Origin of the sequence: Exiguobacterium sp. H66, from assembly GCF_018618705.1 — a bacterium.
Classification (GTDB): Bacteria; Bacillota; Bacilli; order Exiguobacteriales; family Exiguobacteriaceae; genus Exiguobacterium_A; species Exiguobacterium_A oxidotolerans.
Window position 1 is genome coordinate 221,518 of the sequence record NZ_JACSMQ010000002.1, and the last position, 24,135, is coordinate 245,652.

General features: G+C 41.1%; 21 protein-coding genes, 3 pseudogenes and 1 riboswitch. Of the genes and pseudogenes, 15 read left to right on the forward strand and 9 right to left on the reverse strand.

Translation table 11 applies throughout. The features are described from left to right. Window positions 1-29: 29 nt before the first annotated feature. The 3 genes from KNP88_RS04465 to KNP88_RS04475 all read right to left on the reverse strand — a co-directional run bounded on the left by KNP88_RS04465 (window position 30) and on the right by KNP88_RS04475 (window position 1,318). Entirely contained in the window at window positions 30-254 is a 225-nt protein-coding gene (locus KNP88_RS04465; protein WP_050678812.1) for a hypothetical protein, read from the reverse strand. A gap of 14 nt (window positions 255-268) precedes the next feature. Further along, on the reverse strand, window positions 269-457 hold the full coding sequence (locus tag KNP88_RS04470) for a hypothetical protein (protein ID WP_214892442.1): 189 nt from the start codon (window positions 455-457) through the stop codon (window positions 269-271). 372 nt (window positions 458-829) lie between these two features. Further along, a complete protein-coding gene (locus KNP88_RS04475) occupies window positions 830-1,318 on the reverse strand; it encodes a helix-turn-helix domain-containing protein (RefSeq protein WP_214892444.1) in 489 nt (162 codons plus the stop codon). A 428-nt stretch (window positions 1,319-1,746) separates the two neighbouring features. Here KNP88_RS04475 and KNP88_RS04480 point away from each other — a divergent pair, with 428 nt between their 5' ends. Both KNP88_RS04480 and KNP88_RS04485 read left to right on the forward strand, forming a co-directional pair. Further along, window positions 1,747-2,910 (forward strand): hypothetical protein, encoded by a 1,164-nt coding sequence (locus KNP88_RS04480; RefSeq protein WP_214892447.1) that lies wholly within the window; start codon window positions 1,747-1,749, stop codon window positions 2,908-2,910. A gap of 216 nt (window positions 2,911-3,126) precedes the next feature. After that, window positions 3,127-3,744 (forward strand): hypothetical protein, encoded by a 618-nt coding sequence (locus tag KNP88_RS04485; RefSeq protein ID WP_214892449.1) that lies wholly within the window; start codon window positions 3,127-3,129, stop codon window positions 3,742-3,744. Window positions 3,745-3,820: 76 nt separating this feature from the next. Here KNP88_RS04485 and KNP88_RS15870 read toward each other — a convergent pair. Next, a pseudogene (locus KNP88_RS15870) lies at window positions 3,821-4,442 on the reverse strand (BglII/BstYI family type II restriction endonuclease). A gap of 365 nt (window positions 4,443-4,807) precedes the next feature. On the opposite strand from KNP88_RS15870, the gene KNP88_RS04500 reads away from it, so the two are divergent. The 5 genes and pseudogenes from KNP88_RS04500 (at window position 4,808) to KNP88_RS15600 (ending at window position 8,539) form a co-directional block, all read left to right on the forward strand. Then, entirely contained in the window at window positions 4,808-5,527 is a 720-nt protein-coding gene (locus KNP88_RS04500; RefSeq protein WP_214892455.1) for a hypothetical protein, read from the forward strand. A 13-nt stretch (window positions 5,528-5,540) separates the two neighbouring features. Beyond that, window positions 5,541-5,771 (forward strand): hypothetical protein, encoded by a 231-nt coding sequence (locus tag KNP88_RS04505; protein ID WP_214892458.1) that lies wholly within the window; start codon window positions 5,541-5,543, stop codon window positions 5,769-5,771. Between the two features lie 529 nt (window positions 5,772-6,300). Further along, a complete protein-coding gene (locus KNP88_RS04510; RefSeq protein WP_214892461.1) occupies window positions 6,301-7,320 on the forward strand; it encodes a tyrosine-type recombinase/integrase in 1,020 nt (339 codons plus the stop codon). 390 nt (window positions 7,321-7,710) lie between these two features. Beyond that, window positions 7,711-8,049 (forward strand): annotated as a pseudogene (locus KNP88_RS04515) (IS30 family transposase); the annotation flags it as partial. Further along, a pseudogene (locus KNP88_RS15600) lies at window positions 8,021-8,539 on the forward strand (transposase). The pseudogenes KNP88_RS04515 and KNP88_RS15600, both read left to right, overlap by 29 nt. Before the next feature lie 9 nt (window positions 8,540-8,548). On the opposite strand, the gene KNP88_RS04530 reads toward KNP88_RS15600, so the two are convergent. The 3 genes from KNP88_RS04530 to KNP88_RS04540 all read right to left on the reverse strand — a co-directional run bounded on the left by KNP88_RS04530 (window position 8,549) and on the right by KNP88_RS04540 (window position 11,288). Next, window positions 8,549-8,845 (reverse strand): hypothetical protein, encoded by a 297-nt coding sequence (locus KNP88_RS04530; RefSeq protein ID WP_055966374.1) that lies wholly within the window; start codon window positions 8,843-8,845, stop codon window positions 8,549-8,551. A 330-nt stretch (window positions 8,846-9,175) separates the two neighbouring features. After that, the gene (locus tag KNP88_RS04535; protein ID WP_214892466.1) at window positions 9,176-10,480 is read right to left on the reverse strand and encodes an LLM class flavin-dependent oxidoreductase; all 1,305 of its coding nucleotides are present in this window, start codon (window positions 10,478-10,480) and stop codon (window positions 9,176-9,178) included. A 55-nt stretch (window positions 10,481-10,535) separates the two neighbouring features. Further along, window positions 10,536-11,288 carry a 3-oxoacyl-ACP reductase gene (locus KNP88_RS04540; RefSeq protein ID WP_214892469.1) on the reverse strand — a complete coding sequence of 251 codons (753 nt, stop codon included), beginning with the start codon at window positions 11,286-11,288 and terminating at the stop codon, window positions 10,536-10,538. Window positions 11,289-11,422: 134 nt separating this feature from the next. Then, a riboswitch (TPP riboswitch) is annotated at window positions 11,423-11,523 on the reverse strand. Window positions 11,524-12,334: 811 nt separating this feature from the next. Between KNP88_RS04540 and KNP88_RS04545 the strand changes: the two genes are divergently transcribed. Next, entirely contained in the window at window positions 12,335-13,099 is a 765-nt protein-coding gene (locus KNP88_RS04545) for a hypothetical protein (protein WP_214892472.1), read from the forward strand. A gap of 751 nt (window positions 13,100-13,850) precedes the next feature. On the opposite strand, the gene KNP88_RS04550 is transcribed toward KNP88_RS04545, so the two are convergent. After that, a complete protein-coding gene (locus KNP88_RS04550) occupies window positions 13,851-14,687 on the reverse strand; it encodes a LysR family transcriptional regulator (protein ID WP_214892474.1) in 837 nt (278 codons plus the stop codon). Window positions 14,688-14,825: 138 nt separating this feature from the next. On the opposite strand from KNP88_RS04550, the gene KNP88_RS04555 reads away from it, so the two are divergent. From KNP88_RS04555 to KNP88_RS04585, 7 genes are all read left to right on the forward strand, one after another. Next, the gene (locus tag KNP88_RS04555) at window positions 14,826-15,566 is read left to right on the forward strand and encodes an SDR family NAD(P)-dependent oxidoreductase (protein WP_214892477.1); all 741 of its coding nucleotides are present in this window, start codon (window positions 14,826-14,828) and stop codon (window positions 15,564-15,566) included. A gap of 136 nt (window positions 15,567-15,702) precedes the next feature. Beyond that, window positions 15,703-17,136 carry a hypothetical protein gene (locus tag KNP88_RS04560; protein WP_214892480.1) on the forward strand — a complete coding sequence of 478 codons (1,434 nt, stop codon included), beginning with the start codon at window positions 15,703-15,705 and terminating at the stop codon, window positions 17,134-17,136. Between the two features lie 1,125 nt (window positions 17,137-18,261). After that, entirely contained in the window at window positions 18,262-19,338 is a 1,077-nt protein-coding gene (locus KNP88_RS04565; protein ID WP_214892481.1) for a hypothetical protein, read from the forward strand. Window positions 19,339-19,980: 642 nt separating this feature from the next. Then, on the forward strand, window positions 19,981-20,769 hold the full coding sequence (locus KNP88_RS04570) for a ParA family protein (RefSeq protein ID WP_214892482.1): 789 nt from the start codon (window positions 19,981-19,983) through the stop codon (window positions 20,767-20,769). Beyond that, complete coding sequence (locus KNP88_RS04575; protein ID WP_214892483.1) at window positions 20,753-21,439, forward strand: DUF3102 domain-containing protein; 687 nt, start codon at window positions 20,753-20,755, stop codon at window positions 21,437-21,439. The genes KNP88_RS04570 and KNP88_RS04575 overlap by 17 nt, the downstream gene beginning before the upstream one ends. Then, window positions 21,436-22,215 (forward strand): ParA family protein, encoded by a 780-nt coding sequence (locus KNP88_RS04580; protein WP_214892484.1) that lies wholly within the window; start codon window positions 21,436-21,438, stop codon window positions 22,213-22,215. Before KNP88_RS04575 ends, KNP88_RS04580 begins: the two co-directional genes overlap by 4 nt. After that, window positions 22,212-23,015 carry a hypothetical protein gene (locus tag KNP88_RS04585; protein WP_055966320.1) on the forward strand — a complete coding sequence of 268 codons (804 nt, stop codon included), beginning with the start codon at window positions 22,212-22,214 and terminating at the stop codon, window positions 23,013-23,015. The genes KNP88_RS04580 and KNP88_RS04585 overlap by 4 nt, the downstream gene beginning before the upstream one ends. A 64-nt stretch (window positions 23,016-23,079) precedes the next feature. Here KNP88_RS04585 and KNP88_RS04590 read toward each other — a convergent pair whose 3' ends face one another. Then, window positions 23,080-23,835: a coiled-coil domain-containing protein gene (locus KNP88_RS04590; RefSeq protein WP_055966318.1), complete on the reverse strand. Its 756-nt coding sequence runs from the start codon at window positions 23,833-23,835 to the stop codon at window positions 23,080-23,082. Window positions 23,836-24,135: the final 300 nt, after the last annotated feature.

Below are 24,135 nucleotides of genomic sequence, written 5' to 3' on the forward strand. Positions count from 1 at the left end.
AATGACGGTCTGTGCAATCACTTGTTCAATTAGAATTTAATGTTGTCGTTGACCATCTCCGCCAATGTAAAGGCACCCATGACGATAATCAGACCGACGGCACCACCGACGAGCCAACCGACTGCTTTCGAGCGTCCACGATCTCCCCCGAAGATGAAGTAGAAGCCACCAACTGCGAAGGCGATGGCTGCCGCGATGACAGCGAGTCCTTGAAAGAACTGGAGTAAGCTGAGTCCTGTCTCATTCAATCCCATCTGTTTCCCTCCTCTCAATCCCGTGACGCGGATGAAGGCGATGTGAAATTCAGTTTCGAGTCGAGTGCTTCTAAGATCAGTTCCTGGTTCTCCTGGATAACGAGTTGATGCTGGGTGTCGAGCCACTCTTCATAGTCTTTCCCTTGAATCCGGAGCAACTTCTCGGCAAAAGTCTTGTTTTGCTTCTGTTCACGTGTCGGCATGGCGTACACTCCTTCCTTGAGTTCGATGCGCAGCAGCACATCCTTAAGGACAGTCGGAGTCGAGCAAGACGGTGGGTTTAAAGCGCGTTCCCCCACGAACTCTGACATCCGGTACTGGACGTCTGTCTAGGGTTTTTCGATGACCCTCAACGAATGCGTGACCTGTGGGCGAGTTTTAGGCGACTCTCGCCAAACCATTTCTGCGTATATCCCGCTCACCCGGTCACTCGTGAGGGACACGCCAATATATGTTTGGAAGGACTGTCCTTAGCGATATGCTGCTACAGTCATCATTTCTTCCGGTCATTGTTTCGTGTTACTCCATAAGCAGATACATATTCCTCCATAAGCAGATACATATTCATAGATGGTTCACTGATGGACGAGTTTACGGCGTGAAACATGAATCAATTCGTCATTTGGGTGCTTTCGCTTTGCGATCACTTGATTCTCTCCGACGACGGTCCGAATCCGGTAATAGAGTTGCGAAATTTCTTGCGTCTCTTTACTCTCTTGTTCGATCGCAATTCGTCCGTGCAGCTGATAGATCTTACCGTCAAACGTGCGGACGGAATCCGCAAGCGGAAGTTCAGCCAAATCGAAGCGTTCTTGCTTCAGGTTCGACCAATTCCGTTTCTTTTCCGTCCTTAAGTCGAATTCATCCCAAGGGATGGATCCTAGCGTCTGCTCACAGGCTGTCGCAAGAATTTGAACATCGAGGATAGAAGGGATCGAACGATTCCGCTCATAAGCGCTGATGGCAGCCTGTGAAATCTCTCCATATGTCTTTTCAGCTAACTCTACCTGGCTCCAGCCATGTTCGAGACGTTCTCGCCGTAACCACTCTCCGAATCGGTACATATACATGCTCCTTTCCTTCGAGAACCGCTATATGACAATGATTTCCTGGTGATAGTTAGAATATAGCAGATTATTCTGTCAATTCAATCGATATTTCGATGTGTCAAACATGTTACGAGTGTCGAATTATGTCGGTCTATTCATTTATAAGCAATTCTAGACCTTTTTAAAATAATAAATTCTAGTTTGTCTCCAAAATGTAAAAATATCATTACATTCTTACTGTTCAAAAACTATATCTTAAAAAACGATGAGTTTGATGAGTTTAGGGTTGGTACTAAAAAACATTTGCACTATCTTTGTTAAGGAAACCTAGTATGAGACACGTCTCTATTTTAACACTTTCTGATGTCTTGAGATGAATATAGGTAATAACAAATCTTGTGTAGTAACATTTTGGTATAATAAAACAAAAATAGAGGTGTAAAATGACCAAACATACTGCAGTTTTTTGTATTGTAATTGTGTTTTCAGTACTTCTTTTTGGAAGCATTTGGTCCTTAGTATCCGATGCTTCCGACGATATTAAGGATATAACAACGTTAATATTTGTAGCCGGTGGAACCATCATTAGTGTTCTCGCAGCGATGACAGCGCATGATGCAAGAAGTGACTCAAAGCGATCATCAGATACTGCTTACGAAGCATATCAGTTAGCTTTAAGAGAAGCAGAACGAGCAAGGGAACGATATCGTAGCGATAAGGGGTCCCTCTTAGTTATTCAAAAAGATGAGATGTACATTCCGTTATTCGCTCCCGGATCACTTGATCAAGTATATGTAAATGACAAAGCGTATCCTGAACTTAATTATGATCGAATGACACTTGTCAACCGAGGAACAGGAACTGCAAAAAATATCAATTTCCGAGTAGATTTTGAGAACGCTTACGAATTTGATAGATATAATTATGGTACTGATGATATTGAGAGCTCTACAAATCCTTCACAACAATATTTAGTAGATCATTTCTTTCCTACATATTGGATTCGTTCGAAGATTGTACAATCCAATGCAGGTGGTATATCACAAATTAACGTGCAAGCTGGGGATGATACTGGCACTTACGTACCTCTAAATCTTGAACAACTAACTGAAAGGCATCAATCCAGAAAGCTACCTAACTACAACAAGACAAGAGAACTGATAGAATCCAAAAAGCTAGGAACCATTTGTAACGTTGAACATGAGTTCTATATACCTGAAAACTATCGTTTGTTAGCACAACATTTCTTCCTGGAACAAGTAATGGAGTTGAGATCTGATTATCGAAAAGCTCCAAATCCGCGTCTTCGAATTCGCATTGACTATGTTGAAGAAGCCCTAGAACAGATGAACGATAATGAAGAATCGAAACGCGTCAAGGTCTTTGAAATTACTTGTTCTGAGGCCGTCACAGTCATCGAAAAGCCCGCTATTCCATATCAGTCTCATACAAATTTCATAATATCATGCTTTTATGACGTTAAGATGGTGTACGACTTACCATTAAGTCAGGGACAGCCACGTGAAGAAGAGAGGGCACAGGAACAAATGCTAGAAGCAAATCGGATCCGAGAGGAAAGGTTGACACAAAATGAGGGGAATGTTTGAGCAGCAGATGGATATCGCGAGCTCTTCTTAAGAGGAGGTTACGTAGAATCTATCTGTAGAAATAGAAAAAGGGATGTTCAAGTTGCGAAAAATACAGACCTTCTGGATATGTCCATACAAACTCATCGAAACGTCTCGGCACACCTCTGTCGCGCAATCATCGAGCTGTCCTTACGGAGAGAGGACTTGTTGGTCGCACTCGAACAGGGATGTGCGATGACGGAAGAAATCCGACGACTCATTCTCGATTATCAGAAGATATCGAGGACTAGAGAGGCGATGTCAGCGTACGAACGTAAAAAGTTCCTGACCTTGAGAGAGAACTCAGAGTATCGCGATAGGATTGTGCCGCTCTCGGAGCTTGAGCTAAAGAAGTCCGGCTTCTCTCTGAGTAAGTTCATCGACTTGACGATCTATACGATCAAGAAGAATAATCTCGATTGGATTCTATTCCAGAAGCCAGAGACGGGCATGGTGACGCAGGATTATTTCGACATCATCTCCTACACTAACCCCGTCCTATACTTCATCAACCGCCAATACAAGTCCTATAACAGGAACATCGAGTCGGAGAGATTGTTCGGCGAGTCGAAGAAGATGACGGACTTGGTCACTCAGATAGAAGAATCCGCCTTCGAATGCCTCTTCATGGAACGTAACATCAGGAAAGGCATCGCTAGCCTCCAGACCACTTCCATCAATCCAGTCGCCGACACTGGCCCGCCATGGTCTTCCCAAAAAACATCAATCAAGAATTTAATCCCCACTCTCGAGGACCACATGGAGGTCGCACTGAGAGTTGCATATGAGGTGCACGGCCATAAAGAGACATGAGAGGGGATATCCCGATTTCAAAGCATCCCTCGATCCGCCTAGCGGTACGAGGGATGTCTCGCGATGGCGGAAGATATCAATTCGTCTTACGGACGATGAGCCCACCACGTCCTGCGGCAGAAGTCACTCTGAAGGACTCCGGAGCCTCAAGTCCGATGATGAGCAAAGGGACGCTCAGTTGGTTCATGAGCGGTCTCAGGTGCGTGACATACTTCTCATACGTCCCGATGGCACCGTCGAAGTTACCGGCTGACTTCATGGCCTTCGTCGCACAGATGATGACGCCAATCCTCGTCTGGATTGCCTTCTCGACATGGTTCAGTTCGCTAGCGAGCACCGGCTTGAGAAGGTTCCATGCCGTGGTGCCTGAGTGGTTGAACGCCACCTCGATGGATATGTCTCCCTTCGCGAAGTCGAGACGCCAGTAATCCCCCTCACGCATGTCGGAGAGCTTTTCTTGGAAGATGGGACTCTCGGCCCGCCCAGCCTCGCGAGAGGAACTCCTGCTTCAAGAGATGGTTTATCGTGGTCGAGAGGCTCTTATTCCTCACTTGGAAGAGTCCTTCATAGTTCTCGATGATCATGTCGTCGCTGATGCTCTCGATTGCTCCCCTGATTTCTTGCCAGCATTCGGTGAATGTCGGGTCGTTCTCCAATATCGTCAATGCATCCCGATGCGAGTGTATGCAGTATTCCATGAGATTACCTCCTCTAATTTCCTTATCTTAGTATATCATCTGATGAAAAACATGTGGGAGACGACCTCTCATCCCATCACCTGAATCCTCTCTACATCTAAAAATACACTCATGACTCTTTTTTGAAGGTGACGACACTCATCATTTCTTCCGATCCATGTCACAATCAGAGAACCTATCACCTTCCTTGTGGTTGGCAATAATAGGATTTATCTGGATTAATAATCGAATTTCATCCAGTTGGTAATTAATAGTGAAAAACAGACCCGAAAACTGTTCTTTTGTGAGAAGAATGTTGCTACCATGGTACTCGTCCGTGATGCTCTGTTCGACAGGGCCGGATAACAGCAAAAAGGAGAGGTTGCATGAAAAAAACGAAGAGGAGCATTTTGAGCCTGTCAATCACGGCTCTCTGTCTGACGACGGTCATCCCCGCGTCTGCCGAAGAACAGGGGATGAACTTAACGGTCGCGAATAAACGTGACATCCTGCATGGTCCAGAGTTTACGGATGTGGACACGATTCCACCAGAGCTCCTGGCCCCAGGATATTACTCGGACGAAGAGATAATCCGCATCCCCATCGACTACCTGGACCCACATCACCCGGATGCCATCCGGACGGTGTACGATACCGCAGGAACGGCAGAATCGGGGGATGGGAAGGTACGTGCCTTCGCAATCCCTGCGGCTGCAGCGGGCATATATCTGATCCCGGGAATTGGTGAGGTCGCCATAACGGCTACCGGCGGACTCATCATCGCAGGCGCAACCGTTGCTGCGGGCTCATGGGTCTACAACAAGGTCAGCGCCTACCTCAGCAAGAAGGACGCGGAAAAAGCGGCCGCGGATATCCCGAAGCGTCTGAAGAAGTCCGGGATGCAGGTCGACCTGTCCAAGTTCAAGGACAAGAATGGGAGGACCCCAGCGAACAAGTCGAGCGGCACCTTCTCGAACGGGAAGTGGCGCATCACGAGGGACACCACCGGACATCTCGGGTATGACGGCACCAAGAAGGCCTGGAAGATTGGGGATCCCACGCGGGTCGGCTCATTGAACAAGAACGGATACATCATCGATAAGTGAGAGGGAGATATGAATGAAGACGAAAACATTTTTTGATTGGGAGATTAACCTAGCCGAGGAATTGAACGCGGTAATCGACGAGGGTGCCAAGAAGATGGTCGTCATGTGCGGCTTCATCGAGCTGAGCGCCGTACTCTGGATTGACGAGGGAGGCCTTCTCCAGCTGAAGCCGACGTGGGACTGCGTCATCTCCATCGACGCAGAAGAGAAGACAATCACGATTCGCTCGGCGGATGCCGAATGACTTGAGGACGCCCTTCACGGGCGTCTTTTTCATTCCCTATGCAAGACGTCGTCAGGACCGACCCGCTACATCCCTCCCGGAACTGCTGCACCTCGTCCTACCACCCTTCGTCACCTTCGGTGAACTTGTCAGCGTGGACGATTCATCTCATTGAAAAAAGAATATTTCTTACTGTGAGACAGGAAGAAAACATGGGAATCACCCGTCCTCCCGCGAGGTAGCGCGCGGATGCCGGGAGACGACCACGTTCTGTCCACAGTGCAAAAACACTCATAATTGAGTTATGTCAACTAAATTCCTGATTTCAATTTACTTGTGATAATTATCTGTTATCACAAGTAGTTATTTGTTATACTGAATATGGATAAATAATGTAATACAATTACTAATTACTCGATTACATTTTAAATACGCATGTATATCAGTCATAATTGAATGTAATACGTAAATAATCGGTGTTTTACTTAGCAAATGAACAAAAAAGGTGTCAAAAGAGGAAGCGTTGAGCAGAGAGATCGGAGGATAGTTGATGAACGAAGAAGAAATGAACGAAATCGTGATTAAAGAAGAAGCAGCACTGGCATTTGCCGATAGCCGGGAAAAGCTACTCGCAGTGCTTGAGAACGATCATTTAAATATGGAAGCACTGAGCGATCTTGAGATCTTCGAACTGTTCTGGGCGACGGAGTTGTTTCCGATTTATAGTCAAAAAAGCCCGCATACGAAGCGGGCCTACAAACAAGATCTCGATTATATTCTCCGCTTCTTTGTGACGAAGACACAGGGCGTCAAGCAGCTGACGATCCTCAACCTGCACGAGTACTTAAAAGACGTCCATGACCAATATGCACCGCGGACCGTCAAACGACGCAACGCCATGTTGCGGCGTTTCCTGCGCTTTCTACACGTTAATGATTATCACGCGCGTGATCTGTCAGTACAGGTGAAGGACCAGATGAAGCCGGAGCCGCTCCGTCGCGAGATCGATTTCGATGAGATGGAAGCGATCGCTCTCGCCTTCCGTCACACGGTAAAACAGAAAAAGCATCGCGAGCTTTTGCAGCTGCGGAATGAGACAATGGGCTATCTGTTGTTGACGACAGGGATGCGTGCCAGTGAATTACTAGCACTGCAATTCAGCCAGGTTCAAGAACACTCCACTAATAACTACATTGAATTTAAGGGGAAGCGTGGTAAGTGGCGACGCATCCCGTTATCCCAAAAATCAATCCATCTCATCGACCGGCTAAGGAAATTAATGCAAATTGAAGGAGTAATGAATCCTTATATTTGTTTTAATATTCGTTCTAAAGATTCTTCTATCTCGTACGAAGCATTAAGACTTATTGCCCAGTTATCCTCAACACAATTGACATCACAAAAAAATTCACCGCACTGGTTTCGACGTTCTTTTATCACAAATCTGTTAACGAATGGTATTCCTTTATATGAAGTCATGAACCTTTCCGGTCACGAATCTATCACGACTACGAATGCGTATCTTCAACAGTTAAAAAAAGCTGACGTTAAAGCATTACCATACGATTGAAGTTTTGAAAACTGTACAGATTTATTTTAAGGTAATGCAATCAATCCCAGTCCTCTTTTATCAGCATTCTTTGAAACACTGTTGATAAAAATAGGTATGAGCAAATATTGAAAAAAGATATTAATAGAACCAATTGAACAAAGATGTAATAGCTGATAGTCGAATACACCTTCATAACATGTATTATAAAAAAATTATCTTTAGGTTCATAATTCGCTCGATGCTTGCATATGTTCAAACTAAGTCTGCTACCGAATACGTAATTCAATCAAGAATTTGCACATACCACAAAATTAACTCCATAAATCAGTAAGAACAACATCATCACTATTAGGTCTTAGATTTATTTCTTTAGGTATTTTAACAAACACAGGAACTTGCATCGAACTCCCATCGGGGACGTTCTTAACCATGACGACGGACGGGGGTAAGGAGTTCAGCTGTCATGAAAGGATACGGGATTTTCTGGGAATCCCGATGTACTTCGCGGATCCCTATTCTTCATGGAAACGTGGCAGCAACGAGAATGACAATGGTCTTCTCTGTGAGTCCTTCTCAAAGGGAAGCAACTTCGGAATGATCAACAAGACAGAATTAAATCACGCACTTTCTAGAATTAACAATCGACTAAGAAAATGTTTGGATTGCTCATCATCTTCTCAAACAAGTTATTTATACGCGCCCCAGAGGGGTGAAAGGAATGTTAAAAACAAAAGACTTTTACTATGACGAACATTATGACTGTTATTTATGTGAAAACAATCAAGTTCTCCGTTACCGAACGACGTCGCGAGACGGGTACCGTGAATATGTCTCGAATCCTTTTGTATACGAGACATGTCCTCTTCTCTCCAAATGTACACAGTGTCGCGACCACAGAAAAGTCATCCATCGCCATCTCTGGCAAGAGGCGATGGATGAAGTGGAGCACCTCAGACATACAGTTGTGAATCGTGAGTTGTATCGAAAACGCTAGGAAACAATTGAACGTGTATTCACAGACACCCAAGAGAAGCATGGCATGCGTTGGAGCCGCTATCGAGGGCTGAAAAAAACGACGCTTCAAGCGATGCTTACTTTCATTGCTTTGAACCTCAAAAAGCTTGCGAATTGGTCCTGGGATTCCCTTGGGAATCCATGTCTTCAATACGTTTTAATAGGGAGTACATACAACAAACCCTCATTCCGATCACGAAATGAGGGTTTGTCTACAATCTGAGCGAAGAACTTAAGAGTTCTTCACTTTTTTGTTTTTAAGACCTAATGGAATTGCAATAATAACAAGAATTCCAATGATAATAGTTAAATAAAATGGCACGCTTGATCCATCTTTATTTAGATCGTCAGTTAAAGAACCCGCTTTGAAAAACAACATGATTGAAATGACGGCGAGGACTACTGTATTAAATGATATGTATACAAAAGACGAAATTTTAGATGGAATAACCAAGAAGATTACATTTAATAAAACCAGAAAAACTAACAAGTAAAAAATTGAATTCAAAGAGTCAAAAGTACCAGCCAAACAAAACTCCCCCTTTAATTAGTATAAGAAAAATATAGCATTTTAATTTTAAAAATTGTGATTATCATATTACAAATGTCGCTTTTTAACATTTAAATCAGTGTGATTATATTTTTACAGCGCGATAATCGCGCCTCTGTGATTTCACGATATAATTCAATATCCTCTGGATGCTGAGCTTCCCATTTGAGATTTTGCAACACTGAGATTTGTATCGTTCCTTTCATCTAAATCTTAAAGTTCGTAAATCTTAAGTCACGCCGATTCATATTTGATCTTCAAGGCTTTCTTCGAAATCTTTTCGGAATTTAACTAAACTTTTCATCTAATTTAATCGATTAAACCTAGATGCTCTCTAAATGTAGTACTTTGATAGGACACTTTAAACAATCCTCTTTTTTGTAATTCAGGAATGATCATGTCTACAAAATCTTCTAAACTTGACGGTAGTGACGGCGGCATCAAGTTGAAGCCATCTGCTACTCCCTCGTTAAACCAAAATTCCAACTGATCCACAATTTCTTCCGGAGTACCAATCAATGTCAGGTGTCCTCCTCCTGCTGCTAAATAGCCTAATAGTTCTTTGAGCGTCGGATCTGTATCATCGATAATCTCTAGAATCGTTCGGTAGCGTCCGATGGGTCCGGAAAATTCCTCGATCGATGGTAAGGTCGGAATCTTTGCTTCGAGATCCCATGTGGAGCAATCTTGCTGCAAAAAGAAACTCAATTGTTTCAACGCATTTTCAACCGGTAATTTTTCATCTAGTTCGGCTTTTTTGGCTAGTGCCTCTTCTCTTGTTTTACCAACATACGTTACTAAGCCTGGGTATATCTTAATCTTTCGATCTGGTGATTCAGTTTGTGTAATTTTCTTATGGAGTTTTTCACGAAAAGCATGGGCTTGTCTAAAATTCCATGACACAGAATATACGGCATCCGCATGTTTGGCTGCAAGGGCAATCCCTTCTTCAGAAGCCCCCGCTTGCATCGCTACTGGCTTTCCTTGGGGACTACGCGGCGTAGACAAAGGACCTTTTACGCTGAAATAGGCTTCAGAATGATCGATAACTTGTATACGTTCAGGATCAATCAATTGGTTATCTGATCGATTCGCAAGAAAAGCCGCTTGATCCCAAGATAAAAATAGCTTCTCCATCAATGCTGCGAATTCGTTCGCCTTGTTATACCGTTCCTCCCTCGGTGGAAGTGCATCCATCCCGTGGTTTAACGCTTCCCAATCCGTCATCGAGGTCACTAAGTTCCAGCCTATCCTCCCCTTCGTCACGTGATCTAGGCTTAGAAGTTGCCTTGCTGCTGTATACGGATTGGAGAACGTGCTCGATACCGTAGAAACTAATCCGATATGATCCGTCACTTGAGAAATAGCCGTTAGATTAATTAAAGGATCCAACCAAAAGGCAGGTAAATCAGTTGCATTATTAGCCGGAAAAGATTGATTATCCGCAAAAAATACTGCATCTAAACATCCAGCTTCCGCTATTTGAGACAAACGCTGATAATAGCGGCTCTCTCCGATCTCTTTAATCGCAGAATCAGGCATTAACCATGCGGCTTGATGATGACCACAACCATATAACAAAACGCCGATATTTAACTGATTTCTATTCGTCATCTTCTATTCACGAATCCCTTCTCTTACAAGCTGAGAATTTTTTAAAACGCTCGCTTTAATTCATCGTTAACCCACCATCGACTGTTACGTTTTGACCGGTAATCCCAGATGCTGCTTCTGATGCCAAAAAGGCAACCAGTTGAGCCACTTCTTCTGGGCTCGTCACTTTTTTCAATGGTGTCGATTGAGCAATAAGATTAAATACTTCAGCGGATGTCACAGCACTCGCATCTGTGACTTTCAATAACCCACCGGAGACGACATTCACGTTTATACCGTATTGACCTAGTTCTGCGGCCAGGTTGCGTGTGAAACCAATTAAACCTGCTTTTGCTGTTGTGTATTCATGATAAGGAACGACGGGGTTTTGATAGAGGTTTGTTCCAATGCTGATGATACTACCGCTCTTTCGTTCCATAAATTGTGGTAGGACACTTTGGATGGTGTGAAAAGCAGCTTTTAGCGTTCCATCCAGTTGCTTTTGATAATCTTCCCACTCTAAATCGATGAACGATTTTTGAGCAACCGGATCAAATTTAAAATCTACTAATGCATTATTGACGACAACATCGATTTGACCGTAATGTGCTGTTGCGGATTGCATCATGCTCTCAACATCTTCCCGCTTCGTAACATCGGCATACAAGGCAAGTGCATTCTCTGCTCCTAGTTCGCTCACAAGCTTTTCTGCCGCCTCTTTGCTTTTGTAGTAATTAATCACCACTTTAAATCCATTGTTCACTAACACCCTTGCAATCGTCGCCCCAAGTCCTCGGCTACTTCCTGTCACTAATACTGTTCTGCTCATTCTTGTCCACTCCCTCATCCATTTTTGCAACTTAAATAGCGAAGTAGTAAACAAAAAACGCAACTCTCCAAAAGGAAAGTTGCGCACGTCTAAATAACCACATAGCAAAGAGCGACATCATCGTCTCCGCTTGTTCATCAGAGTTTACACTTTCCTACGCTAGTACGACCTAGTTCAGGTTCAAAGGGTTTGAGTAGCTACTCATCTCAGTTTAATAACACCCCTAGTGATTCTATTTAAGTTACCTTCACTTTAGTAGTCTTGTGAACACCTGTCAATGATGATGAAAGCGATTCGTTAATAGTATTTCTTTAAAGATCGAGCGTAAAAATAGGATTATTATCTAATTCGGATTACTTTGTTACGGTCACATCTTATACTAGGCAATATTAATTATCATTTTTTCTTTCTTTAATGATGTCTTAATATACGAGCGATTCGATATTTCTGATCAATTACGTGATCTAGTAGTCCGAATCATTTATGTTTGCAATGTATAAAGCTTATCTTGCGTAATCATCTTATGAGGGCCATTAAGTAGTAAGTATGTCGTCTTCTCTCTTCAGTTTATATTTAATTTTTTTCGTCTTAAAGTATACGCACTCTATTTTACGTTTTTACTACTTTTTGAATAAAAACGTACCAATTCAATCAACGATTCATCTTCTTTCCCATACAAGCATTGGAGTTCTGCACAATTACGTAAGAGTTAAGTTCTTTGATAAGTTAGATGCCTTTCTCATTATCTAAGTTATGAATCATTTTTTCCTCTACCGAGTCATTCACAATTTCCTGATAGACAGTCCTTTGTGTATCGACTGCGAAATACAGCCTATTCTGATTACTTTTAAGTCACTTAGATTGATGTAAGTTTATTCTCTTAAAAGCTATCAACTATGTTTGATCAGTAATTGCTTATACTTTATTCAAGTTAGTATTCGAGCTTTACAAGCATTTATTTTAGAAAAGAACTATAAATTCCTAATCTATTTTCCCTTGTAAATATGTACAATAAAACTACAAATATTCTTAAAGGAGCTGAACTTATGAATATCCGAAAAGTATTATTGCTCGTCGTGATTGCTATTGTCTATCTTTTACTCTTCACTATCACCTTTTGGAGTCTCATTGGCTTATTCATCTCAGCAATTGGTCTATACTTTTACTTTAAACCAAGGCTTCGAAATCCAGTGAAGTACCCAACCTTTATCGTTTGGCTAGGTGTATTCATTGCTTTTTCAATTTCTATCTATATGGTAGACCGAATAAATGAACCACGAAAAATTGAAGCCGGGTCTTCTACCAAGGAAACAAAGATGTTGGAATCAATAAAAATAGAGTCAAAAGAGTTAGAAACATCTTTAAAGGACACGCAACTTAAACTAAAAGAGCAGCAACAAGAAACGAAAAAATTGAAAGAGGAGTTAGAACGAGAAAAAGAATTACGTTTGCAAACCGTTGAAAGCTACAAGGAAGAAGCAGACAAACGTACTGCTTTAGAGAGTAAACTCAAAGAAGAAGAGGCGAAACACAGTGCTGCAAAAGAGAAAATCGACGAACTCGAAGCCTCTTTAGCAAGCAGCGAAATGATAAATGAAGATGAGAGTATATCTGATGAGGAATACGTTGATGAAACAGATACAGAAGTAGCAACTGATCTTGAATACGATCCTTCTGGAGCAGATCGCGACTGTGGTGATTTTTCCAGCGCCCAAGCCGCTCAAGATTTTTATCTAGCTGCCGGTGGTCCGGCAGTTGATCCCCATGATTTAGACCGCGATAACGATGGAAATGCATGTGATTGGAACTGACGTCAGTAACAAACTCTCCTTCGTATTTGAACTTCACAAATGCCTTTTTATTCTAATTTAACTTTATTTATGTACACAATTTAAAATTGATATACGATGAATAAAACCACAAAAGATATCAATCATACGTTCTCTATTGAAGAGGTTTCAGATCAAATCTCTACCTCTTTATCTCTATCAATTTGTTGTCTTATTCATTCCAAAAAGTGTGCGCCGGCGCACACTTTTTTATTACATAATTTATGGTAATTCTGAAAGACTCATGAATTATGTCTCAAGTAGCTAATCGGAGGACCCTTTCATTCACCTTCCATCAATCCACTTCGTTCTTCAAACGATCAAATCATCTCATTAAAAAATGTGTATTAGAGTTAATATTATCTTGTTTCACGTGAAACCTCTTTATCCATTCAAGGTTTTTGATTCATATGTACCGTCCTTGAACTTTTCTCATCATATTTTATGAACATCGTGATGATGATCTTTAACCTCTTCACTCCAGTCAATTAAAGAATAAATGATATATTAATGACTATTCGTTTCTTTTCGAAGGTTAAATTAAACATCAGCTATTCCTCGTGGTAAATCAATTTTTTATGTTTAATATGGTACGTGAAATAACAAAAAGTATGCGCCGGCGCATACTTTTTGTTATTTCACTTTCACTTTTGAGGAAGACTTACCTTTCTTATGCTTAGTTTTGAATTTCAATTTTAAATTGTTCTCTATGTTACATGATCATACCTTAGTCTCATACGTTCAGAGATAATGATTTTATAAAGCGAATGAACTTCTGCAGACTTTTGCTACGTTTCCTTTCCAGGCTAACTATAGATTCTATTCGAACAGGCGTAGATAAATCAGATTGGATGATTCCCTGTATCGTTTTTCGATCATCTAAAATCCGCTTCGGTACGACACTCATGCCCATTCCTGACTCTACAGCATTTAAAATGGATTCGAGTGTATCGAACTCTATTATTCTAGGATCTGTATATCCCTTGTCCTTCGCGACTTCAATTGTTTTGTTCCGGTACGTACACGTAGTATCACTATTGACGATGCGCGTCGGGCATCCATCTTCTTCAAACTTGAAGTCCTGATGTGACAAGATTACTATATCTTCAGTTAAACTATGTACGGACTCAAAGCGCTCTTCGTCGAATAATCCGTTGACAAACATGCCGTCAATTTCACCATAGAAGAGCATTTCTTGCAATTGTTGCTTATCTTGTGTCTTCATCGACATACCAATGTCATTGTTCTCTTTCATGAAGAGCAAAAAGAGTTTTGGAAGCAACGCCGCCGATACAGTCTGTGTTGCACCTATGACCAAGTATTCTCTCCATTTATTTTTATCGATTGCGGATTTCGCATCCTGCATCAACTTCAGGATATCCTCAGCATATTTGTACAGCGTAGTTCCTTCTTCTGTTAATTTCACTCCACGATTACTCCGAATCAGTAAACGAGCACCTAGCTCGTCTTCAAGAATCTTTATCCGCTGACTGACGTTCGATTGAACATAACCCAACTTCTCAGCTGCTTTCGAAATCGAATGTAGATCTGCTACATGCTTGAAAATCAATAAATCCTAGGTATTCAATAGCATCATTCCTTTCTGATATCACTCGTAGTGATATCCCGTTCATTATCAAGAATTATACTCTCGTCTCGAATAGAAGCATAATGATATCAATCACATAGGATGAGAGGAAGATTGTCAATGAATTTGAAAGATAAAGTAGCTATAGTGACAGGAGCTGGATCCGGTATAGGGCGTGCAACAGCGCTCCGTTTAGCCGCCGAAGGAGTAAATGTTATCGTCAATTACAGTCAGTCTGAAGAAGGGGCATTAGAGGTCGTAAAAAAAATTATGAACGATGGTGATGTGGCAATTCCTTATCGAGCAGATGTCTCATTAGAACACGAAGTTCAGGATATGGTCACTCATACCCTCATGGTGTTTGGAAAGATTGATTTTTTGGTGAACAATGCAAGCATCACGTCACAGATTCCAATGAATGAACTGGATGAAGTGACGGGAGAGGTATGGGATTCTCTCTTTGCTGTTAATGTAAAGGGCATGTTCCACTGTGTGAAAGCAGTCGTACCACATATGAAAAGACAATCCACAGGTGTAATCGTCAACCTTGGGAGCGTAGCGGGAGTGAACGGTATCGGTTCTTCCATTCCTTATGCAGCCACTAAGTCAGCCATTCATACGATGACACGCTCACTTGCTATCTCACTTGCACCTGACATTCGCGTTAATTGTATCTCTCCGGGAGCTGTCGCCACGCGTTGGTGGGCTGGGAATGAGGAACGGATGCATGGTTTAGCGGGTCAACTTCCATTGAAAAGAATTTCTACACTGGAGGATATCACAGATACTTTCTTATTTCAGTTAATACAATCGTTCATAACGGAAAAAGTCTTCGTGATGGATAACGACCAAACGCTCTAAAGTTTAAACACTGTAAGATAGATCTAAATCGATGTCTACTTTTAAAAAGTGTGCGCCGGCGCACACTTTTATCTAATTTCCCCACTCCTCTTCAGACATGCTATGCTAGCTATATCGAATTAAGGGGGCGTGCATTATGGACTCTACCTCATCCGTCCAACATAGACAACTTGTTGTCTCTCAAGCAGCAAAGACACTGCTCGAGAACGATGTTACCGAACAACTGATTTCCATCGATATCATTGATGTCGAATCCTATGTCAATCAACTTTATGAAGAATTTTATGAATTTCAAAATGAAGAAGATGTTTACAAAAAGCTACGTTATTATTCCTTTAAGAAATTAAAACGGCGCTGGGTACGGGCAGCCGTAAAAAACTATGTTGAGAACAAAGGTCCGATGAAAGAACTACGTGGCCTTCATAAAATGTACCTTGAGTATTGGGACATTGCGGGAAAAGAAGGCTTTCAAAGAAAGTTCTCCGCTGATAGTGTTGAGAAGTTGATGCAAGAACACATACAGGAACTTGAAGAATGGGCTGAAAATAATAACTTGCTGATTCATACGTATCCACATTGGAGACAAAAAACGAAGAACCAGCAAACGACAACGATGCGGACTGATATTCTAATGGTCATCGGAGAGGTTGCGAAAGAATTGAAACGTGCGCAGCCAAAGGCACATGTTGCCACTTCTACCTCGATTACGGTACCGTTCTTTGGAATCGCTGATCGCATGAAAAATACGACAGAAAAGTTTAATCAAGGAGAAGGTATGTTGACGGACTTATCTCTTGATCTCCACGACTTCTCTGCTGTCGTTCCTAAATACAAACAAGGTATCCCGGCGAATTTATCGGTTCTCGTCAGTAACGAGTTTCTTGCAGAACTCGACGGAAAAGTCCCGGATCTTGATGCTCGTGATTTTGAGGCCTTTAACGAGATTCTGTCATATCGCGATGTGACGTTTCAAACGAGTCGAAAGATCGTCTTCCCAATCTCAAAACTTGTTAAAAAGATTTATGGGAACGATAGCGGAAAAAGCTATACCCTCACAACCCAACGTCTTGTAAAACTCGGTTATTATCGCGTAGCTGTTAGAAATGAGGAAGGGGATCTCTCGATCTTCGGTCTCTTCTCCTCTGTTAAAATTAGTAATGCTTCTTCTGTTAAACGGGACACGCAAATTACTGTCACTGTCTCAGAGGAAGTCTATGATGATTTGTTAAAACAACAGATCATCAGTATCTATGGAGAACAGATTGAGCGATTAAAAGGAACGTTCGCTTATCATTTATCCTTTGTACTTCAAAAGGAACGACTTAACTCGTATCAGTTAAACGAAGCAATGCCCGCGAAACGGCATTGGCGCCAGTTTACACACTCGATTCGATTTAATAAGAGTCGAAAAGCAGAAAACTTGAAAGAGCTTGAAACTAACTTGGATCGTATCAAAGAACTTGATTTTATCATTCAAGATTGGCATCGGTCCGGTGACTACTATTTCTTATACTTCCATCCCTTGGAACGCTGGGAACATGATGATCGCCGCAATGCCCTTCTCCTATAAGGAATATCGAACAGATCAATAGAAAGTAGTCTTCTTCCATTCTTCATAAATTCAAATAAAAGAGCGTATGAGATCATGAATCTCGTACGCTCTTTTAAATACTAGTTATGATTTTCCTTGAAACTATATGATAGTAATAAGCGTTTTTTCTCATATGCCTAGCCTACATTGTCTTTGTCCTATTAAATCGAGATTAGCAATCGTGTCATGTTGCCATTGAAAAATATGGTCGCTTTATGATCGCTTTAACAGCAATACACTAATCAAAAATAAGTAGCATCAAGCACTCAGCCATGCTCATGTAAACTTCGACAATCACAATCATATATTTATACAAACGATCATTTCAAAAGATCTGTAATGTAGTACCAACATAGATGGTAGTATATGAAGTAGCAAACACAAAATAAGAACATTTGTTCTTATTAATTTTTCTACATTTTTCCTTGTTGTAAGAACTCACTTATTAATTGGATGTCTTATTCTCCAGAATATCTATTGATCGTACATGTCGAATCGTGTCGTAAAACGACCATTTTTCAAATTCAGAGGTTATTCACCGTACTGAAACAGCACTTTTTCTTATATTTTTAGCATTTTTGTCGGATTTGACCGTACTGAAACAACACTTTATGTATTTAGGTCGCCGATCACCGTACCAAAACAACAGTTTTGTAATTTTGGTCGTTGTTCCCCGTACCAGAATGACACTTCTGCACTTTAGAAGAATTTTTAAAAATTATTTTAAAGCGGTTATCTGATCCATTTGGTCGTCATATACCGTACTCAAACGACACTTTTGAACATTTTAGTCTCTTTATCCCGTACTGAAATGACACTTTTAATCATTTGGTCGTTATGTACCGTACCAGAATGACATATTGCATCGCTTCATGTATGAATTTACCCAAGAAAAACCTCTAGAAAGCGCATCATATAAGGATTTCAGAGATTCTGGTCGTTTTTGACCGTACTGAAATGACATCTTTTTTATACTTGAAAACGGCTTTATATCAACGTTTTTAGCACATTGGTCGTTTTTGACCGTACCGAAACCGCGTTTTGACAGTTCCTTTTCTGAACAGGATACTAGTAATAATAGTTCAGAGTAGGGGAGGTGTAGGTATGTCATTTCAACATGAAAATCGTCATGTATTGGTCGCTAATAAATTACTGATCGCGATGAGCGGTTTAACACGTTGGACAAAACGTCAAGACAGTTTCTTATATGAACAGCATCACTATAACATTCCAGGACCTTTCTTAGCATTGAAGTGGACAAAATCTCGTATTCGTCATTTATTGACGCTTTTATCTCATTGCGATGATCAAGGTGTTCTCTCATTAATGGAAAGTGAAGCATTGGCTCACTATGCGCGTACGTCAGTTCGATCGTTACACAATAACCTACGCCTTTTTGAATCAGTTGGACTTATTCGCTACTCGATTCATTTCTTTGGAGTCGTCACCATTGAACTCGTAGATTATCTCGAAAACTACCGTGATCTTTTTGAAGAAGGTGGTACGTATACATCGAAGACCGGTTATACGTCTCTTTGGTGTGAAATGGTGCGCCAACTGATGGATATTGAGCATGTGAATATCCTTCGCGTCGCGTTACGTGCTCTTGTACAAGTAGAGCGGGACGTGAATGTCCAGTCTCAGGAGAAAGCAACTTTAACCTATGATGAAGTACGCGGATTCCTACCGCGTTACTGTGGACATCGCTTGGCTGTAAAAGGGCTGCTCGATCAACTATCGCAGTTCTTTAATGTGCATTTGGTTGAGAACACGAAAGATTTCTTATCTGCTGTTAAAGAGAATGTCTCGCTTAAAAAGCGCATACATACCGTAACACGTCCTTTAATGTTTCACGTGAAACTCGAAGACCAGATCAACAGTAAGCGTATCCGGGAAGCGGAACGGGCGCGTACGTTGATCAGTTGGTTCGATCTTCGAGAAGTCGCTCGTGACTACGTAAATTTTGATGCACTGGAAGTTCCGCAAACATCGCTGCAGTCGTTGAGTGATACGTACGGATTTGCTGCCTGTGATGCAGTCATTCGTTCGATTCGAAACGATTTCTACCAATACGGGGACCGTCTTGAAGATGCAGAACTCTATCGCCTCTTCTTTGAATCACCAATTCTCTATCTAAATGAACGACTCCGAGTCGTATCGGAAAAATTGGCCATTGCATGATGGTCTATTTGTCATGCTTTTTTTTGAAAATAGTCGTGAAAAGACAACAAAACCGCGCCATTTTAAGTCTTTTTGATCGAATTCATCGTCATGCTACTCATTGTATTGATCCATCCAAGGACAATATCAATATGCCATACGATTTAGGAAAAAAAACAAATTCTATTGTTATAAAAACAGGTTGTTGAGTTGCTTATTCAATAGATTCTGAACGAAATCATTAAATGAATGCTTAAAAAACAATACTCTTTGAATTTCTACAAATTGTGCTGTTCGTTTCCCAAATTGCAAAATGTCTTGTTTTTGTTGGTATTAAAGGCTTGAGGTAGTGAAGTCTTTTTCTAATTCTTATTAATTCTTTATTAATCTTTTTAATCTCTTCCAATGTGTTGAATGATAATAATATGGTAGATCACGGATTATTATGATGAAGAATAAAACAGGGAGAAGCATTTTAAAAACATATATAAAAACATCTAAGTAGGAAAACTTAAATAAGCTGTAAACATTTCGATGTCGAAATGTTTACAGCTTATTTAATAATGTATACATAGGATTGCATTCATATTATCTTTTGATCATCGATAATCATTGAAATTATGATATTCATGTGCCATGATTAATGAAGAAAGGGGAGAGACGATGAATATTATGACGTTTTACATATCAAAAGGAGGATCCGGTAAGACAACCTGTTCGCTCAATATGGGTCATGCGCTTGGTGAACTAGGATATCGGACGCTTCTCGTTGACTTAGATCCGCAGGGATCATTAAGTAAGCTAATGCTGAAAGAGTCGGACACGATTCAATACATGACGCTGTACGACGTCCAAGCAAAAGGATTAGCGATTGAAGAAATCTTATTTGATGATGAAAAACACAACATTAGTCTTCTTCCCTCCAATGAACGAAATGCACGTTTAATCAATTTAATTTCTGAACAAGATAAGATTTTTCTATTAAAAGATTTACTATCTCCTCTTGCCCATGAGTTTGATTGGATCATTCTTGATTCAGTTCCTTCAATCAATGAATTATCTAAAGTCGTCTTATCATGCGCAGACGAGGTCGTTATCCCATTTATGCCGAAAAAGCTCGTTTTTGATCAGTTAGGAAGTACGGTTCGAACCATTCGACAAGTGAAGAAATATTATAATGCTTCGCTAGAGCTAACAGGCATTATGCCAGTCGCAATCGATCTTGGTTTAAAAGGGGATCGCGAATACGCAGAGGCGATGGAGCAGTTGGCAACAACAGAACAATTACATATGCTGCCTTCTGTACGACGTGCTGCTTTTATTGAGAAGGCAGCAGATAGCGGAAAGAGTGTTTTACAGTACAAGTCGAAAGAAGGCATGGAACTGGCACAGCCGTTTCGTGAGCTAGCACTTTTGATGACAGGAGGTCCGAAACATGAAAGCGCGGAATAAACAAATTCATAAAGTAAGACCACAAGACCAACATCCTTATCGGAGTGGATTGACTGATCTGAGTTCTGTCGTTCAGAAGTTACCGGTTTCCCGCGATTTAGAAAATCTCGCAGTCGAGATTAAAGAATTAGCGAAGATTCAAACGATCTCTGTTTTCGAGATTGGTAAGCGCTTGTCGATTGCTAAATCTGAAATGCACGATCAACAAGAATGGCGCACGTTTTTAGAAGTCGTTAACATGTCAAATTCACTTGCCTCCCGATATGTTAAAGCGTTTGACACCCTAGAACCATTTGAAGAACAACTCCAAACGTTACCGGCTTCCAAAGTATTCGAACTGATGTATGTCGATGATCCAGAAGACGTTGTTTTAAATGGTTTACCTGTAGAAGAAGGTCGAAAGTCTTTAGAGAGTGCGACAGTACGAGAAATTCGTGCTACTCGATCAAAGGCAGCGAAAGTAAAAGTAAAATCATTTCACTCACTTGAAGCGACTTCGACTGTTCTTTCTACACGAGTCCCGACAGAAACATCAGAACAGATTCATGTGCTAGCGCGTGCTAAAGGACTTAGCATTAGTGAATACATTTCAAAAATGATTGAAGAGACCATTCAGCGGGATATTATAGAGGATCATAGTGAAATCGTGGAAGGAGAGAAGGAACAGTGAAGAAAATTGCCTTATATAATCGAAAAGGTGGCGTCGGTAAATCAACGACCACGATTAACCTCGCCCATGCGTATGCTCGACAAGGATTACGCGTTCTGGTCATTGATGCGGATGACCAAGCTTCGACAACGAATGGACTTGGCTTAACCGATGATTACGATGGGAAAGTATTGCTCGATTGTTTGATTGAAGAGCACGATCCCTCATATGCACCGATTGAACAAGTCATTGTCACTTGTGAATATGAACTAGGTATCATTCACCTCGTACCCACGCGCCGTTCTGCTTCTCCTACAGGACTGACGAGTCAGATGGGGTACGAATACCGCTTGATTGAAGAACTAACGCGACTGGAGGACTTATTTGATATTTGTTTAATTGACTGCCCGGGATCAACATCCGCTTTAAACCCGTACGCTCGTTGTGCTCTTGTTGCGCAGGACCGGATCGTCATGCCGGTACAGATGCAGAAGTTTTCGATGGATGCTGTGTACACAGCTCCAGAAGAATTGGAAGAAATGAGACACGGATACAAGGAAGATATTCATATCTCAGCGTTTATTCCAACAATGGTGAATGCGCGCTCTAAAGGAGATATGACGACTGTGGACGAGTTAAAGGAGTTAGGGGAAGAAGTTGGAATTCCTGTACTAACGACAATCCCATACATCGTAAAAATTCAATCCTTACAACGAGAAGCACGTCCTGTCCTTGACCATAAGAGTCCAGCGACAGATGCTTACTTACAGTTAGCAGAGGAGGTACTTGCCCTATGAGCAGTCGACGTAAAAAAGGACAAGCAACATTCAAAAGCTTTCAGAGCACAGTAGCTGAAACAACGGTTCAAGAACAGGGAACAGAAGCGTTACGGGAAGAGCAAGTCGAAGCGGTGAAGAAATTTGCTGCGCCTGCGATGTCAAATCCGTATCAGTCGCTTCCAGCTATCGGCTTATCACGCGTGCTATCAAAACGTCTTCCGGAAGACATGGAAGGTATTATTCAGTACTACAATCATATTGATACGATTCAAGCGACAAGTTTTGTTGAAAAGTGTCGTATTTTAGCACATGCGAATGAAGTATTCCGTGACGCTGACACTAAAGAAGCGTTTCAGCAGGAACAAGGAAGTTGGAAAGAATTTTTAAATCGAATCGGAATGTCTCATCCTCAAGTCAATCGCTTTATTTCATTTTGGAATGTATTTGGACCAACTATCTTAGACAAGGCGATTCAACAGGACTTTAGTGCTTCTAAATTAGCTGAACTATTAACATGGCCAGAGGATCCAAAAGTCGCCTTACTAGAAGAACGAAAGTATACGACGAACGATGGGGAGTTCACGGTCTATGAAATGACACGTGAGCAATTACGTGAAGTGAAAAAAATGCTGAATGAGCGTAAAGAACAAAGCGTGATTGATGCAACTCCTATACAGCCAAAACCAGCACGCGTACACGTAGATTTCTCCGATAAAAATGATCCATTGTACCAAACGCTAAAAAAGCGAGCGCAAGATCAAGGCATGAAACCGGATCAAATCATACGAGCAGCTTTAGAACAATACTTACGCACGTAATTAGATGAAAAAGACCGTCCTACATCTCAGTAGAACGGTCTTTTGATAATTTCAGCTTAATCGATTACTCATTTTCACTATCGAGAGATGATTGTGTACGCTCTCGTAATACAGCTAGCTCAACTTGTTCGTGAAGGCGTCGTTCGAATGATTCTTGATCCCGTTGCGCAATGGTTAGCGCTAACGACAGTTTTCGGTTTTCTTCTTCTAACTGTTCGGAACGCTCGGTACGTGCTTTTAATTCATCAATTCGATCAGTTAATGCTTTGTTCTGACGATACAATTGATCGCGTTCTTCTTCGAGTTTAGTAAGATTACCTTCTAAGTGAAATACTTCTCGTTTTAATGATGTGATTTCTTCTTTTTTAGATACTTCTATTTTTTCTTGTTGATCTCTTGCCTGAACTAATTCATTTTCTGTCTGTTCCAGTTTTGTTTTCATGTCTTGAAGTTCTTGATGATGATTAGAGACTTTTTCTACGTATTCTGCTTCTAAGTTTTCTTTTGCTTGGAGTACTTCTGACTCTAACTTAGTGACTGTCTCTAGATGACGAGATTGAATGCGTTGATTTTCGTGTTGGAACGCTTCAAGACGTGCTGCACGTTCTTGAAAGAGAAGCGTAATCTGTTTGAGCGATGCTTCTAATACAGCATCCTCTTCAGTGAGCTTTGGATCAATTTTCTTTTGTTCAGCGAGTACAATAAACTCTTCGAATAACTGATTGGTTGTAATTTGGCGTCCTTTTATTAATTCACCAATTTTGTCAGTAACGTCTTCAGAAAGACGGAACGATTTATTTTTCATTTCATTGGATGACATATGTATACCTCTTTCAACTTAAATGTTTATAGACAGTATATCATGTGCTAATTCAACATATTAACCTAAAAGAAATTATCATAAGAACGAGCTAAAAACTGACTATAAGAATAAGTAGCTGCATTTTGATTACTAAGGGCAGATTACATAAGTTCGTGTAATTAGTAGGTGTTATGTTCAATGGCGTTTCGAAATCGAACGTATACAAATCAATTTATTTTAAATGCGGAGCATCTACAGTTTAGAAGTAATTTCTTTGTTTATCGTAGAAATTACTTCTAGCACATTTTCATCGTGTTC